Origin of the sequence: Pseudomonas sp. NFPP04 (genome assembly GCF_900113815.1) — a bacterium.
Lineage (GTDB): Bacteria > Pseudomonadota > Gammaproteobacteria > Pseudomonadales > Pseudomonadaceae > Aquipseudomonas > Aquipseudomonas extremorientalis.
In genome coordinates this window covers 169173-184953 of sequence record NZ_FOQS01000003.1, presented here as the reverse complement: position 1 = coordinate 184953, position 15781 = coordinate 169173, and the positions used below count along the sequence as shown (strand labels likewise).

Sequence of the window (15781 nt, the reverse complement as noted above, 5' to 3'; positions counted from 1 at the left end):
TTAACAACAATAATGAGTCTGCGAGGCCTTCCGTGATCCAGTTTTTACTTAACCAGGAACTCCGTAGCGAGCACGCCCTGGACCCCAACCTGACCGTGCTCAACTATTTACGCGAGCATTTGGGCAAATCCGGTACCAAGGAAGGCTGCGCCAGCGGCGATTGCGGCGCGTGCACGGTGGTGGTCGGCGAGTTGCACACCGACGATCAAGGCGCCGAGCGGATCCGTTATCGCAGCCTCAACTCCTGCCTGACCTTTGTCTCGTCGCTGCACGGCAAGCAACTGATCAGCGTCGAAGACCTCAAGCACCAGGGCCAACTGCACAGCGTGCAACAGGCGATGGTCGAGTGCCACGGTTCGCAATGCGGCTTTTGCACCCCCGGTTTCGTGATGTCGCTGTTCGCCCTGCAAAAGAACAGTGATGCCCCCGACAGCCAGAAAGCCCATGAAGCCCTGGCCGGCAACCTGTGCCGCTGCACCGGCTACCGCCCGATCCTCGCCGCAGCCGAACAGGCCTGCTGCAACAAGCCCCAGGATCAGTTCGACAGCCGTGAGGCGCAGACCATCGCCCGCCTCAAAGCCATTGCGCCGACCCAGACCGGTGAACTCAACAGCGGCGACAAACGCTGCCTGGTGCCGCTCACCGTCGCCGACCTGGCCGACCTCTACGACGCCTACCCGCAGGCCCGCCTGCTGGCCGGTGGCACCGACCTGGCGCTGGAAGTGACCCAGTTTCATCGCACCTTGCCGGTGATGATCTACGTCGGCAACATTGAAGAAATGAAGCGCATCGACGACTTCGACGACCGTCTGGAAATCGGCGCTGCCACCGCCCTCTCCGACTGCTACACCGCGCTGCACCACGAATACCCGGACTTCGGCGACCTGCTGCACCGCTTCGCCTCCCTGCAGATCCGCAACCAGGGCACCCTCGGCGGCAATATCGGCAATGCGTCGCCGATCGGTGATTCGCCGCCGCTGCTGATCGCCCTCGGCGCGCAGATTGTGCTGTGCAAGGGCGACACACGCCGCACCCTGGCACTCGAAGACTACTTCATCGATTACCGCGTCACTGCCCGCCAGGACAGCGAGTTCATCGAGAAGATCATCGTTCCCAAGGGCCACACGCTGTTCCGCGCCTACAAGGTCTCCAAGCGCCTGGACGACGATATTTCCGCCGTCTGCGCCGCGTTCAACCTCAAGCTCGACAACGGCGTGATCCGCGAGGCTCGCGTGGCGTTCGGCGGCATGGCCGCCACGCCCAAGCGCGCCAAAAGCTGCGAGGCCGTATTGGTCGGCGCCACCTGGAACAGCGCCACCGTGGAGAAAGCCTGCGCCGCCCTGGCCCAGGACTTCACCCCGCTGTCGGACTTCCGCGCCAGCAAGGAATACCGCCTGCTCAGCGCACAGAACCTGTTGCGCAAGTACTTCATTGAGCTGCAAACACCGCACATCGAGACTCGGGTGACCGCTTATGTCTAACCATCACGCCGTCGTTAAAACCCAGGCCGAACTCGCCGAACTGTTTGCCCAGGACCTTACTTCCGGGGTCGGCCGCAGCGTCAAGCATGACAGCGCCGCCAAGCACGTATCCGGCGAAGCGCAGTACATCGATGACCGCCTGGAATTCCCCAACCAGTTGCACCTGTATGCGCGCATGTCCGACCGCGCCCACGCCCGCATCATCAGCATTGACACGGCGCCCTGCTACGCCATTGACGGCGTGCGCATTGTCATCACCCATGAGGACGTGCCGGGCCTTAAAGACATCGGCCCATTGATGCCCGGCGACCCCTTGCTGGCGATTGATACGGTGCAGTTCGTCGGCCAAGTGGTGCTGGCCGTTGCTGCCCGTGACCTGGAAACCGCACGCAAGGCCGCCATGGCGGCGGTAATCGAGTACGAAGACCTTGAACCGGTGCTGGATGTGGTCGAGGCGTTCCGTAAAAAACATTTCGTACTCGACAGTCACACCCACCAGCGCGGCGATTCGACCGGCGCACTGGCCACTGCGAAAAACCGCATCCAGGGCACCCTGCACATTGGCGGCCAGGAACACTTTTACCTGGAAACCCAGATCTCTTCGGTGATGCCCACCGAAGACGGCGGCATGATCGTCTACTGCTCCACGCAGAACCCCACCGAAGTGCAGAAACTGGTGGCCGAAGTGCTGGACGTGTCGATGAACAAGATCGTGGTGGACATGCGCCGCATGGGCGGTGGTTTCGGCGGCAAGGAAACCCAGGCGGCAAGCCCGGCGTGCCTGTGCGCGGTGGTCGCACGCCTGACCGGCCAGCCGACCAAGATGCGCCTGCCGCGCGTCGAAGACATGCTGATGACCGGCAAGCGCCACCCCTTCTATATCGAATACGACGTCGGCTTCGACGACAGCGGTCGCCTGCACGGGATCAACCTGGAACTGGCGGGCAACTGCGGCTGTTCGCCGGACCTGTCCAACTCGATTGTCGACCGCGCCATGTTCCACGCCGACAACGCGTATTACCTGGGCGACGCCACCGTCAACGGGCACCGCTGCAAGACCAATACCGCGTCCAACACCGCGTATCGCGGCTTCGGCGGCCCGCAAGGCATGGTGGCCATCGAGGAAGTGATGGACGCCATCGCCCGCCACCTGGCGCTGGACCCGCTGACGGTGCGCAAAGCCAATTACTACGGCAAGACCGAGCGCAACGTCACCCACTACTACCAGACCGTCGAGCACAACATGCTCGACGAGATGACCGCCGAACTGGAAGCCAGCAGCCAATACGCCGAGCGCCGCGAAGCGATTCGCCTGTACAACGCCCACAGCCCGATCCTGAAAAAAGGCCTGGCGCTGACCCCGGTGAAATTCGGTATCTCGTTTACCGCGAGTTTCCTCAACCAGGCCGGTGCGCTGATCCATATCTACACCGACGGCAGCATCCACCTGAACCACGGCGGCACCGAAATGGGCCAGGGCTTGAACACCAAGGTCGCGCAGGTGGTGGCCGAGGTGTTCCAGGTGGACGTCGACCGCGTACAGATCACCGCCACCAACACCGACAAGGTGCCCAACACCTCACCGACCGCCGCCTCCAGTGGTGCCGACCTGAATGGCAAGGCCGCACAGAACGCCGCCGAAACCATCAAGCAGCGCCTGGTGGAATTCGCCGCACGCAAGTACGACGTGAGCGAAGCGGACGTGGAGTTCCACAACGGCCATGTGCGCGTGCGCGAGCAGATCCTGACGTTTGAGGCGTTGATCCAGCAGGCGTATTTCGCCCAGGTGTCGCTGTCGAGCACAGGCTTCTACAAGACCCCGAAAATCTTCTACGACCGCAGCCAGTCACGGGGTCGGCCGTTCTACTACTACGCGTTCGGCGCCGCGTGCTGCGAAGTGATCGTCGACACCCTGACCGGCGAATACAAGATGCTGCGCACCGACATCCTCCATGACGTGGGCGCCTCGCTGAACCCGGCCATCGACATCGGCCAGGTCGAAGGCGGCTTCATCCAGGGCATGGGCTGGCTGACCATGGAAGAGCTGGTGTGGAACGACAAGGGCAAGCTGATGACCAATGGCCCGGCCAGCTACAAGATCCCGGCCGTGGCCGACATGCCGCTGGACCTGCGGGTGAAGCTGGTGGAAAACCGCAAGAACCCCGAAGACACGGTGTTCCATTCCAAGGCCGTGGGCGAACCGCCCTTTATGCTCGGGATTGCTTCGTGGTGTGCGATCAAGGATGCCGTGGCGAGCCTGGGTGACTATCGCCATCAGCCCAGGGTCGATGCACCGGCCACGCCAGAGCGAGTGTTGTGGGGGTGTGAGCAGATGCGGCAGTTGACTGCGGCGAAGGTGGTTGAGGCGGATACCGAGATGGCTTCGCTTTAGACCGAGGCGCTGCCATCGGGGGCAAGCCCCCCCACACTTTGATCTGTGAATACCTTCAAATGTGGGAGGGGGCTTGCCCCCGATAGCGGCCTGACAGACACCACAAGAGGTGACCATGAACAACTGGATCAGCGCCCTCGCCGACCTGCAAAACCAAGGTGAACCCTGCGTGCTGGTGACCATCATCGAAGAGCTCGGCTCCACGCCGCGCAATGCCGGTTCGAAGATGGTCATCAGCGCCGCCCAGACTTTCGACACCATCGGTGGCGGGCACCTGGAATTCAAGGCGATGCAGATCGCCCGGGACATGCTCGTGCGCGGCCAGCAGAACACCCATCTGGAACGCTTCAGCCTCGGCGCGAGCCTGGGCCAGTGCTGCGGTGGCGTGACCGTATTGCTGTTCGAGCCCATGGGCCAGGTGCAGGCGCAGATTGCGGTGTTTGGCGCCGGCCATGTCGGCCGGGCGCTGGTGCCGTTGCTGGCCAGCCTGCCGTGTCGGGTGCGCTGGATCGATTCCCGTGAGCAGGAGTTTCCGGCACATATCCCCCAGGGCGTGCGTAAAATCGTCAGCGAAGAGCCGGTCGACGAAATTGCCGATCTGCCGGTGGGCAGTTATTGCATCGTCATGACCCACAACCACGCGCTGGACCTGGAACTCACCGCCGCCCTGCTCAAGCGCAATGACTTTGCCTACTTCGGCCTGATCGGCTCGAAGACCAAGCGCGTCAAGTTCGAACATCGCCTGCGGGATCGCGGCTTCGACGCCGCGCAACTGCAACGCATGCGCTGCCCCATGGGCCTCACCGAGGTGAAGGGCAAGTTGCCGGTGGAGATCGCCATCTCCATCGCCGGCGAAATCATCGCCACCTATAACGCCAATTTCGGCCAGCACACCGCCAGCGCCGAACCCATTGCCAAACTGCTGCCGGCCTCGCGTCGCAGCCAAGCCATTTGAAATGAGATCACCATGCCTTTGACTCGCAAAGCCTACCGTGCCGCCCTGCTGCACAGCCTCGCCGACCCCGCTGAAGTGGGCATCGAAGCCTCCTACGCGTACTTCGAAGACGGCCTGCTGGTGATCGAAAACGGTCAAATCAGCGCCATCGGCCATGCCAGCGATTTACTGCCGACCTTGCCCGCCGACATCGACATCACCCATTACCAGGACGCGTTGATCACCCCGGGCCTGATCGACACCCACATCCACCTGCCGCAGACCGGCATGGTCGGCGCCTATGGCGAGCAGTTGCTCGACTGGCTCAACACCTACACCTTCCCGTGCGAAAGCCAGTTCGCCGATAAGGCTCACGCCGAGGAAGTCGCGGATATCTTCATCAAGGAACTGCTGCGCAACGGCACCACCACCGCGCTGGTGTTCGGCAGTGTGCATCCGCAATCGGTGAATGCATTCTTTGAAGCGGCAGAAAAACTCGACCTGCGCATGATCGCCGGCAAGGTGATGATGGACCGCAACGCGCCGGAATACCTGACCGACACCGCCGAATCCGGCTACCAGGAAAGCAAGGCGCTGATCGAGCGCTGGCACGGCAAGGGCCGCCTGCACTATGCGGTGACGCCACGCTTTGCCCCGACCAGTACGCCGGAGCAACTGGCACTGGCCGGGCAACTGCTGGGGGAATACCCGGACCTGTACATGCAGACCCACATCAGCGAGAACAAGCAGGAAGTCGAGTGGGTGAAGGAGCTGTTCCCGGAGCGCAGTGGCTATCTGGATGTCTACGACCACTACAAGTTGCTGGGCGAGCGCTCGGTGTTTGCCCATGGCGTGCACCTGTGTGATGACGAGTGCGCGCGTCTGGCAGAGGCCGGTTCAGCGGTCGCATTTTGCCCGACCTCGAACTTCTTCCTCGGCAGCGGTTTGTTCAACCTGCCGATGGCCGAGAAGCACAAGCTGAATGTGGGCCTGGGCACCGATGTGGGGGGCGGCACCAGTTTCTCGCTGCTGCAAACCCTGAACGAAGCCTACAAAGTCATGCAGTTGCAGGGCGCGCGCTTGAGCCCGTTCAAGTCGCTGTACCTGGCGACCCTGGGCGGTGCGCGGGCGCTGCGGCTGGAAGACAAGATCGGCACGCTGCAACCGGGCACCGATGCGGACTTCCTGGTGCTGGACTACAACGCCACGCCACTGCTGAGCTATCGCCTGAAGCAGGCGAAGAACATTGCCGAGACGTTGTTTGTATTGATGACACTGGGGGATGATCGGACGGTGTTGCAGACTTATGCGGCGGGGCAATTGGTGCACCAGCGCTAATCCCATAAACGCCCCAAAACAAATGTGGGAGGGGGCTTGCCCCCGATAGCAGAGTGTCAGTCTCTGGATTAATTGACTGATGCACCGCTATCGGGGGCAAGCCCCCTCCCACATTGTTGGTCGTATTTACAACTTTATGGACGAACGCCCCGGTTTCTTGGTCTGCAACAAATGCGAAAATACCGCATGCAGATCATCCGACGCGCTCTCTTCATCGAGGTTGAGCTTGCTGTCGATGTGATCCATGTGATGCATCATCAAGTTCACTGCCAACGCCGCATCCCGTGCCTCGATTGCGTCGATCAGCTGGGTGTGTTCATCGTAGGAACAGTGCGAGCGGTTGCCGCTTTCGTACTGGGCGATGATCAATGAAGTCTGGGACACCAGGCTGCGCTGGAAGCTGATCAGCGGCGCGTTCTTCGCCGCTTCGGCCAGCTTGAGGTGGAACTCGCCGGAGAGGCGGATACCGGCACCGCGATCGCCACGGGAGAAGCTGTCGCGTTCGTCATTGACCATCTGGCGCAGTTCGGCCAGTTGCTCGGCTGTCGCGTGTTGCACCGCCAATTCAGTGATCGCCCGCTCCACCAGGCGCCGCGCGAGGAACACCTGGCGTGCCTCCTCGACGCTTGGGCTGGCCACTACCGCACCGCGATTGGGCCGCAGCAGCACCACGCCTTCATGGGCCAGGCGCGACAACGCGCGGCGAATGATGGTGCGGCTGACGCCGAAGATTTCGCCCAGTGCCTCTTCGCTCAACTTGGTACCGGGTGCCAGGCGTTGTTCGAGGATCGCCTCGAAGATATGCGCGTAGACGATATCGTCCTGGGTTCCGCTGCGACCGGCCTTGCCGGCACGCGGTTGTTTCTTGAGAGGTTGCAACTGTTCGTTCATGGGCACTCGGGTTTGGAGAACGGCGGCGAATTAACGGTAATACGGCAACAGCGTGTCGCTGGCAAGTATCACCTAAAAACAGGGCACATTGTACACAACCCAATGCGCCAACACACTGTACGGCTGTTTGCGGCGTCGGCTGTATTGCAATGGGTCGCTGCGTTTGAGTTTAGGCTTGAATCCGCAACTTCCCTGGTAAAAGGAACACCTGTTCATGACCGATGCCGCCCAAGCGCCTCTGCGCCCGCTGGCCGACACTTCACCCTCGGCCGTCGTCGCCGGCTTCATCGCCATGATGACCGGCTACACCAGCTCCCTGGTCCTGATGTTCCAGGCCGGGCAAGCCGCCGGTTTGACCACGGCGCAGATTTCCTCATGGATCTGGGCGATCTCCATCGGCATGGCGGTGTGCAGCATCGGCCTGTCCCTGCGCTATCGCACCCCCATCACCATTGCCTGGTCGACGCCAGGTGCCGCGCTGCTGATCACCAGCCTGGGCGGTGTGAGCTACGGTGAAGCCATCGGCGCGTACATCACCTGCGCAGTGTTGGTGACGATCTGCGGCTTGACCGGCAGCTTTGAAAAACTGGTCAAGCGTATCCCGGCGTCATTGGCGGCGGCCCTGCTGGCGGGCATCCTGTTCAAGATCGGCAGCGAGATCTTCGTCGCCGCGCAGCATCGCACCGGGCTGGTGCTGGGAATGTTCTTCACCTACCTGGTGATCAAGCGCCTGTCGCCGCGTTATGCGGTGCTGGCCGCGCTGCTGATCGGCACCGCGCTGTCGGGGTTGATGGGGCTGCTGGACTTCAGCGGTTTCCACCTGGAAGTGGCGACGCCGGTATGGACCACGCCGCACTTTTCGCTGGCGGCGACCATCAGCATCGGCATCCCGTTGTTCGTGGTGGCGATGACCTCGCAGAACATGCCCGGCATCGCCGTGCTGCGGGCCGACGGCTACAACGTGCCGGCCTCGCCGCTGATCACCGCCACCGGGCTGGCATCGCTGGTGTTGTCGCCGTTCGGCTCCCACGGCATCAACCTGGCCGCCATCAGCGCAGCGATCTGCACCGGGCCCCATGCCCATGAAGACCGCAACAAGCGCTATACCGCAGCCGTGTGGTGCGGGGTGTTCTACGGGATTGCCGGGGTATTCGGCGCGACCTTGGCGGCGCTGTTCGCAGCCTTGCCCAAGGAACTGGTGCTGTCGATCGCGGCGCTGGCGCTGTTTGGCTCGATCATCAATGGCCTGAGCATCGCCATGAATGAGCCGAAGGAACGTGAAGCGGCGCTGATCACCTTCATGGTCACGGCGTCTGGCCTGACGCTGTTTTCCATCGGGTCGGCGTTCTGGGGGATTGTGGCGGGGGTGTTGACGCTGCTGATTCTGAATTGGCGCAAGGCATAAAAAAACGGCGACCCTGGGGTCGCCGTTTTTTCAGTATCACTTAGCCGCGTTGATCGGCTTTTCCGGATACCACACGTCCAGCAGCGGGCTGACTTCAGCCTTGGTCAGCTCGGAACGGGTTTTCAGCCAGGCTTCAACGGCAGCACGTTGCTCTTCGGAGACCGAGCCACGCTTCTGCAGGCAAACCAGACCGTAGTCATCGCCGCCGACGTAGCCCAGACCATTGGCTTCCATGGCTTCTTTGATGAATGCTTCGAGGAAAGCGTCGATAGCTTCTTCACTCAGGCCTTCTTTGAAGTCCAGGTTCAGTTCGAAACCCAGCTCTTGAAATTCATCAACGCACAGTTTTTTGCGCAGACGCTGGGAACGGTTAGTCGCCATTGGAACAATCCTCATAAGTAATAACGGGCGGCACTTTAGCAGTTTAAGGCGGCGATTGCCCGACTCTCTGGGACAGGCGGCACAATGGCGCTAAAAAAAACGCGCAATACCAGCTATCGTTCAGCTACAAGTGGATCAACCTTGGGGCATAATGCCGACACTTTCATGACTATTGAGGGATTTTTCTTATTTACCCCTCGCCTTTTTCACCCTCCTCAGCAGTAGGGTTTTACTTCTTATGATCAAATCTTTGCGTTCCGTCTTGCTCGCCGGTCTTCTCCTTCCGCTGGCCTTTTCCACCTCCGCAGCCCCCGTCAACAATACCCTGCCACCGAATGTTCAGCAGGCACTCGCCAAAGCCAAGCTGCAAAACACCGCGCTGTCCCTGGTGATGATTCCCCTGAACGGGCCCGGTACACCGACCGTTTTCAACGCCGATGTCTCAGTGAACCCGGCCTCGACCATGAAGCTGGTCACCACCTATGCGGCGCTGGAAATGCTCGGCCCCAACCACCAATGGAAAACCGAGTTCTACACCGACGGCACCCTCAGCGGTGGCGTGTTGCACGGCAACCTGTACCTCAAGGGTGGCGGCGACCCCAAGCTGAACATGGAAAAACTCTGGCTGCTGATGCGCGACCTGCGCGCCAACGGCGTGCAGCAAGTCACTGGTGACCTAGTGCTGGACCGCAGCTTCTTCAACCAGCCGCTGTTGCCGGAATTCAACGACGACGGCAACGACGAGAACAAGCCCTTCCTGGTCAAGCCGGACGCGCTGCTGGTCAACCTCAAGGCCCTGCGCTTCGTGACCCGCAATGATTCGGGCCGGGTGCTGGTATCGGTCGAGCCGCCGATTGCCAGCATCCGTATCGACAACCAGGTCAAGGTGTCCAACGCCAAGCAGTGCACCGGCGACGTACGCTATAACCCGGTCACCGCCGCCGACGGCAGCGTGACGGTAACGGTCAGCGGCCAATTGGCCGATGGCTGCAGTTCGCAGACCTACCTGTCGCTGCTGGACCACGCCACCTACACCGCCGGCGCCGTCCGGGCGATCTGGAAGGAACTGGGCGGCACCATCCAGGGCCGTGACATCCAGGCACCGGTGCCCAAGGATGCCAAGGTATTGGCCCGGGCCTTTTCGCCGGACCTGGCGGAAATTATCCGCGACATCAACAAATACAGTAACAACACCATGGCCCAGCAGTTGTTCCTGAGCCTGGGCGCGCAGTTCCGCAACGACGCCGATGGCGACGATGCCAAGGCTGCGCAACGCGTGGTGCGCCAGTGGCTGGCGAAGAAAGGCATCACCGCGCCGCACCTGGTGATGGAGAACGGCTCAGGCCTGTCCCGCGCCGAACGGGTCAGCGCCCGCGAGATGGCGGCCATGCTGCAAGCCGCGTGGAAAAGCCCCTACGCTGCCGAGTACATCAGTTCGATGCCGATTGCCGGCACCGACGGCACCATGCGCAAACGCCTGAAGACCACCGCCATGCGCGGCGAAGCCCATATCAAGACCGGCACCCTGAACACCGTGCGCGCCATCGCCGGGTTCAGCCGCGACAACAACGGCAATACCTGGGCCGTGGTGGCTATCCTCAACGACCCGAAGCCATGGGGTGCTTCATCGGTGTTGGATCAGGTGTTGCTCGACCTGTACCGCCAGCCGAAGGTGGCTGCGGCAGCACCGGCCCTCTGAAACATACTGGGGTGAACGGGCTTGTCCGCTCACCCCAGAAGCCCGCTCACCACGACGGGGCCAGTCAGCAAACCGACTGCGCTTCCACCCGATCCCTGCCCGCCTGCTTGGCCACGTACACGGCCGAGTCAGCGCGCAGCAGCAGCCCATCGATACCTTCGTCCACCCGCCAACTGGCCACGCCGAAGCTCGCGGTGACAATACCGACCGGCTCCATCGGCACGCTGCGCAACGACGCCCACAATTCCATCGCCAGGCTGTAGGCCTGAGCACCATCGGTGTGCGGGCACAGCACCATGAACTCCTCGCCACCCAGGCGGCAGAACACATCGGTGCGGCGCAGGCGCTGGCTGATGCGTTTGCACAACTCCTGCAATACCCCATCGCCGACGGCATGCCCATGCTGGTCGTTGATGCGCTTGAAGTGATCGATATCGAGCATGATCACCGACAAGGCCCCCGAGGTGCGGTTGAGCCTGACCATCTCGGCCTTGAGGCGGTCCTGGAAATAGCGGCGGTTGTGGATCCCGGTCAGGGAGTCGGTGATGGAGAGTGCACGCAGCTCTTCCTCCACCCGCTTCAGATCGGAAATATCCGACACGTAGCCATGCCACAGCGTCCCTCCTCCGGGTAACTCTTCCGGCGTCGCTTCGCCGCGAATCCAGCGCAGTCCGCGTTGCGGCAAGAGCACCCGGTACTCCTCCCGCCAATGGCTCAACTGCAACGCCGACAAGCGGATCGATGCGCGTACCCGCTCCGCATCCAGCGGGTGGATGCGCTCGAAGACCTTCTTCGCATCCTGCTGCAGCACGCCGGGCTCGATTTCATAGATATCGCGCATGCCGTCGCTGGCGTAGATGAATTTCCAGTTGTCTTGAGGCTCCAGGGTGAACTGGAAGATGCCGCCGGGCACATGGGCGCTGAGTTTCTTGAGCAGCCGATCCCTGGCCGCCAATGCCTCGTAGGCGCGCTTTTGTTCGGTAATGTCCAGGTAAATCGCCAGGTGACCGATCCACAAACCGTGGTCGTCCAGCAACACGGTGGCCAGCATGTTTACCGTCAGTTGGCTGCGATCCTCACGAACCAGGGTCCACTCGCGGGCTTGGTGCAGGTTGTCGGGGCTTTCCACCAGCATCGCCTGGCTTGCCGGGATGCGTTTGCCCAAGGCTACACTGAGGCTGGCGGAACGCGCTTCCAGTTCCGACGCCAGGTGCAGGCTTTCCAGGGTGTGCGTGCCCACCACCTGCTCGGCCTTGAACCCCAGCATCTGCTCGGCACCGGCATTGAAGGTATTGATGACACCGCGCAGGTCGGTGGCAATGATCGCGACCTGCGTCGCGGCATTCAGCACACTGCGCAATTGGCCGTGGGCGCCGCGTAATTCCTGCTCGCGCAGGCGCAACTGCGCCGTGCGCTGCTCCACCAGTTTCAACGCGCGCTGGCGTTGGCTGACCAGCACATAGAGCAACGCGCTGAGCAACAGGCTGAGCAGGCCGCCCATGGTCAGGATCGTGCTCAACGAGGAATGGTTGGCCTGGTCGAACACCTGGCTCGGACGCAGTGTGAGGGCATACACATGGTCACCCAGCGTGAGGCGGCGCGCCCCGACCAGATCACCGCTGGCCACGGCATTGCCGGACTCGAAAAGCACGCGCTTTTGCACGTCGGAGGTGTCGACGATCTGCATCACCAGGTTGTCGCGGTCCGGCTTGGGCAAACCGTCGGCCACCAGTTGGCGCATGCTGATCACCGCCATGACATAGCCGTAGGGCTCATTCTGGGATTGGTCGGAGCTGGGCAAATGACTGACCGGCGCGACCAATAAAACCCCGGTGGCATAGTCCGGTTCCACACCCACCAGTTGCATGGGCTGGGACACCGCCAGCTTGCCGGTGTTTTGCGCACGCTCAAGCACCGAACGCCGCAGGGGCTGGGCCAGCAGGTCAAAGCCGAGGGGTGCGCCCAACAGGCTTTGGGTCTGGCTGTACAGTACCGGTACGTATTCATCGCGCTCCGGCGCAGGGGCCAACTCACCCGTGGAATTCAACTCACAGATCATGAAAGGTGTGCCGCGCTGCGCGGACACGGCTTGCTCAAACTGACCGCGCTGTTCGCGATACACCCGGGGCGCCCAGGAGTAAGCGCGCGCGCGCAGCAACAAGGGCTGGGCAAAACCGTCAAACTCTTCGCGGGACACGTCATCGGAGTTGACGAAGAAACGCCGCAGGCTGTTCAGGCGTTGTTCCTGGTCGTCGAAGCGTTCCTGCAGGCGGGTGTAGCGTTCGTTGACCAACAACTGAAAGCGTTGGCGCACCTGCTGCTGATAGAGGTCGGCGGCCGCCCAGGCCACAACAGCCGTCAAGGCAAACCCTGCCAGCAACACCACCAATGCCACCAGCCAAGCCGACGCCTGCTCACTGATAAAGCCTAGGATTTTCGGGCGTACGGCTTGCAACGGCATAGGCAACACTCACAGCGCCAGCGTGCGGGGGGTGTCACTTTGGCTTGGCCTTAAGTTATAGCCACCGGCCTTGAATTTGACCAGCGTAAAAAAGCCGCAAACCCGGAATAATCCAGGCTTGCGGCCTGATTGACAGCAGTGTTCAGCGCGCGGTGATTTTCCACGCCCGGTGGATCTTCGCATTGCGTGCGAAATCCGGGTCGATGGTCTTGTCGCTGATTTCCTCGACCGCGTAGCGTTCGCTCAGGTTGTCCTCCAGTGCGAACTTGCGGAAGTTGTTCGAGAAGTACAGCACGCCGCCCGGCGCCAGGCGCGCCATGGCCAGGTCGAGCAACTGCACGTGGTCGCGCTGCACATCGAAGATACCTTCCATGCGCTTGGAGTTGGAGAAGGTCGGCGGGTCAATGAAGATCAGGTCGAACTCATCGCGGCTGGCCTCCAGCCAGGCCATCACGTCACCCTGCTCCAGACGGTTCTTGTCGGAGAAGCCGTTGAGGGACAAGTTGCGGCGTGCCCAGTCCAGGTAAGTCTTGGACAGGTCGACGCTGGTGGTGCTGCGCGCGCCGCCCTTGGCCGCATGCACACTGGCGGTGGCGGTGTAGCAATACAGATTGAGGAAACGCTTGCCGGCCGCCTCTTTCTGGATGCGCAGGCGCATCGGGCGGTGGTCGAGGAACAGGCCGGTGTCCAGGTAGTCGGTGAGGTTGACCAGCAGCTTTACGCCGCCTTCGCTGACTTCGGTGAACTTGCCCTGGGCGCTCTGGCGCTCGTACTGCTTGGTACCGCTCTGACGCTCACGGCGCTTGACCACCACGCGGCTCTTGTCGATGTTCAGCGCCTGGGGAATGGCCGCCAGCGCATCGAACATACGCGCGGAGGCTTTTTCCGGGTCAATGGACTTGGGCGCCGCGTATTCCTGTACATGCACCCAATCGTGATACAGGTCGATGGCCATGGAGTATTCCGGCATGTCGGCATCGTACACGCGGTAGCAATCCACACCTTCGCGTTTGGCCCACTTGCCCAGCAGCTTGAGGTTCTTTTGCAGGCGGTTGGCAAACATCTGCCCGCCTTCGCTCAGGCGCGCCTGCTCGACCACCGGGGCCGGAGCAGGTTTGATCGGGTTGCCGTTCTTGTTGTACTGGCGCTCTTGCGGCTCGGCCGGGGCCTGATCGTAGGCAGCTTGCTCACGCTCGGCCTGGCGCTGTTCCGGGGTACGACGCTCGCCGGTGACGAACTGGTCCGGGTTGACCTTGATCAGCAGCAACTTGCACGGCAACGCGCCGTTCCAGAACGAATACTGCTTGTGGCTACGGATGCCCATGCGCTTGCCCAGGTCCGGCGCGCCGGTGAACACTGCGGCTTCCCAGCCCATGCACGCCTGGCGCAGACGCTCGCCGAGGTTCTGGTAGAGGTACAACAGGCTGGCTTCGTCACCCAGGCGCTCGCCGTACGGCGGGTTGCAGATGACCAGGCCTTTCTGGTTCTGGTCCGGGCGCGGTTCGAAGGTGCCGACTTCGCCCTGGTACACCTTGATCCAGTGGCTCAGGCCGGCCCGCTCGATATTGTTGCGCGCAGGCTGGATCAAGCGCGGATCGGCTTCGTAGCCACGGATCCACAGCGGCGGCTTGTTCATGCCGATGGCGGCGCGTTCAGCGGCTTCGGCGTGCAGCTTCTTCCACAGCGCCGGGACATGACCGAGCCAGGTGGTGAAACCCCACAGCTCGCGGTTCAGGTTGGGGGCCATGTCGGCAGCGATCATGGCGCCTTCCACCAGGAAGGTGCCCACGCCGCACATCGGGTCACTCAGCGCGCCGCCTTCAGCGGCGATGCGCGGCCAGCCGGCACGAATCAGGATCGCGGCCGCCAGGTTTTCCTTCAACGGTGCCGCCCCCTGCTGCAAGCGATAACCGCGCTGGTGCAGGCTGTGGCCGGACAGGTCGAGGGACAGGATCGCTTCGCCACGGTCCAGGCGCAGGTGGATGCGCAGGTCCGGATTGATCTTGTCGATGGACGGGCGCTCGCCAGTCGGGGTGCGCAGCTTGTCGACAATCGCATCCTTGACCTTCAGCGCACCGAAGTGGGTGTTGTCGATGCCCGAACCGTGGCCGCTGAATTCAACCGCCAGGCTGCCATCCGGCACCATGTGGTCGGCCCACTCGATGTCCAGCACGCCGTGGTAGAGGTCTTCGGCGTCCTTCATCGGGAAGCGCTTGAGCACCAGCAGCACGCGGTTAGCCAGGCGCGACCAGAGGCACAGGCGGTAGGCGGTTTCCATGTCGGCCATGCCGCGCACGGCCGAGGTGTGCTCGCGGGCGTCCTCAAGGCCAAGCCCGACGGCTTCCTCGATCAGCAGGCCTTCGAGGCCCTTGGGGCAGGTGAGGAAGAGTTCAAAACGGTCCGACATGGGGCATTCCAGGCTTTTCAGCAATAAATGAACGGGCGACGCATCGCCGGTTCGGTTTTCAATCAAGCACTTTTCTTGAAGAGTGCTCGCGTGGCACGAATGTGCCGTCCCACCCCGGCTGCCGGGCCTTTGGGCCTGTAATGACGGGGCAGAGAAACAATTGGCTGTAACAAAAAGAAATATTCCGACCCTTCGTCGAATAATAACTGACTGCAACGGGCGGACATTCTCACTAAAGGATTAAACCCATCCTCTATGCAGGGTGCATCATAGCTGGCTTTGCCCAATAAAAGGGGCGAAAAACCATCCCAGCTTATCGCTATAGCATCGTTATCGTTACGTGCTTATGACAAAACGATCATTGAATCCATGTGACCTATTGGTTAGAACTC

10 protein-coding genes are annotated in these 15781 nt (G+C 61.8%); 6 read left to right on the top strand and 4 right to left on the bottom strand.

The genetic code is table 11. The annotated features are described in order from the left end of the window. The first annotated feature begins 32 nt into the window (after window positions 1–32). The 4 genes from xdhA to guaD all read left to right on the top strand — a co-directional run bounded on the left by xdhA (window position 33) and on the right by guaD (window position 6145). Entirely contained in the window at window positions 33–1481 is a 1449-nt protein-coding gene (xdhA, locus tag BM017_RS08215; protein ID WP_092242763.1) for a xanthine dehydrogenase small subunit, read from the top strand. Next, entirely contained in the window at window positions 1474–3873 is a 2400-nt protein-coding gene (gene xdhB / locus BM017_RS08210; RefSeq protein ID WP_092242758.1) for a xanthine dehydrogenase molybdopterin binding subunit, read from the top strand. The genes xdhA and xdhB overlap by 8 nt, the downstream gene beginning before the upstream one ends. A gap of 115 nt (window positions 3874–3988) precedes the next feature. Continuing rightward, on the top strand, window positions 3989–4828 hold the full coding sequence (xdhC, locus tag BM017_RS08205) for a xanthine dehydrogenase accessory protein XdhC (protein WP_092242750.1): 840 nt from the start codon (window positions 3989–3991) through the stop codon (window positions 4826–4828). A gap of 12 nt (window positions 4829–4840) precedes the next feature. After that, window positions 4841–6145, top strand: coding sequence for a guanine deaminase (gene guaD / locus BM017_RS08200; protein WP_092242747.1), 1305 nt, complete (start codon window positions 4841–4843; stop codon window positions 6143–6145). 126 nt (window positions 6146–6271) lie between these two features. On the opposite strand, the gene BM017_RS08195 is transcribed toward guaD, so the two are convergent. After that, window positions 6272–7036, bottom strand: coding sequence for a GntR family transcriptional regulator (locus tag BM017_RS08195; RefSeq protein WP_015885332.1), 765 nt, complete (start codon window positions 7034–7036; stop codon window positions 6272–6274). A 214-nt stretch (window positions 7037–7250) separates the two neighbouring features. On the opposite strand from BM017_RS08195, the gene BM017_RS08190 reads away from it, so the two are divergent. Continuing rightward, window positions 7251–8441: a benzoate/H(+) symporter BenE family transporter gene (locus BM017_RS08190; protein WP_058427362.1), complete on the top strand. Its 1191-nt coding sequence runs from the start codon at window positions 7251–7253 to the stop codon at window positions 8439–8441. 36 nt (window positions 8442–8477) lie between these two features. Here the strand turns inward: BM017_RS08190 and BM017_RS08185 are convergent, their stop codons facing one another. Continuing rightward, window positions 8478–8822: a YggL family protein gene (locus BM017_RS08185; RefSeq protein WP_010208515.1), complete on the bottom strand. Its 345-nt coding sequence runs from the start codon at window positions 8820–8822 to the stop codon at window positions 8478–8480. A 238-nt stretch (window positions 8823–9060) separates the two neighbouring features. Between BM017_RS08185 and dacB the strand changes: the two genes are divergently transcribed. Next, entirely contained in the window at window positions 9061–10521 is a 1461-nt protein-coding gene (dacB, locus tag BM017_RS08180) for a D-alanyl-D-alanine carboxypeptidase/D-alanyl-D-alanine endopeptidase (RefSeq protein WP_092242742.1), read from the top strand. Window positions 10522–10585: 64 nt separating this feature from the next. On the opposite strand, the gene BM017_RS08175 is transcribed toward dacB, so the two are convergent. After that, on the bottom strand, window positions 10586–12982 hold the full coding sequence (locus tag BM017_RS08175) for a sensor domain-containing diguanylate cyclase (RefSeq protein ID WP_092242739.1): 2397 nt from the start codon (window positions 12980–12982) through the stop codon (window positions 10586–10588). Window positions 12983–13124: 142 nt separating this feature from the next. Next, window positions 13125–15389, bottom strand: coding sequence for a bifunctional 23S rRNA (guanine(2069)-N(7))-methyltransferase RlmK/23S rRNA (guanine(2445)-N(2))-methyltransferase RlmL (rlmKL, locus tag BM017_RS08170; RefSeq protein ID WP_071491395.1), 2265 nt, complete (start codon window positions 15387–15389; stop codon window positions 13125–13127). Between the last annotated feature and the right edge of the window lie 392 nt (window positions 15390–15781).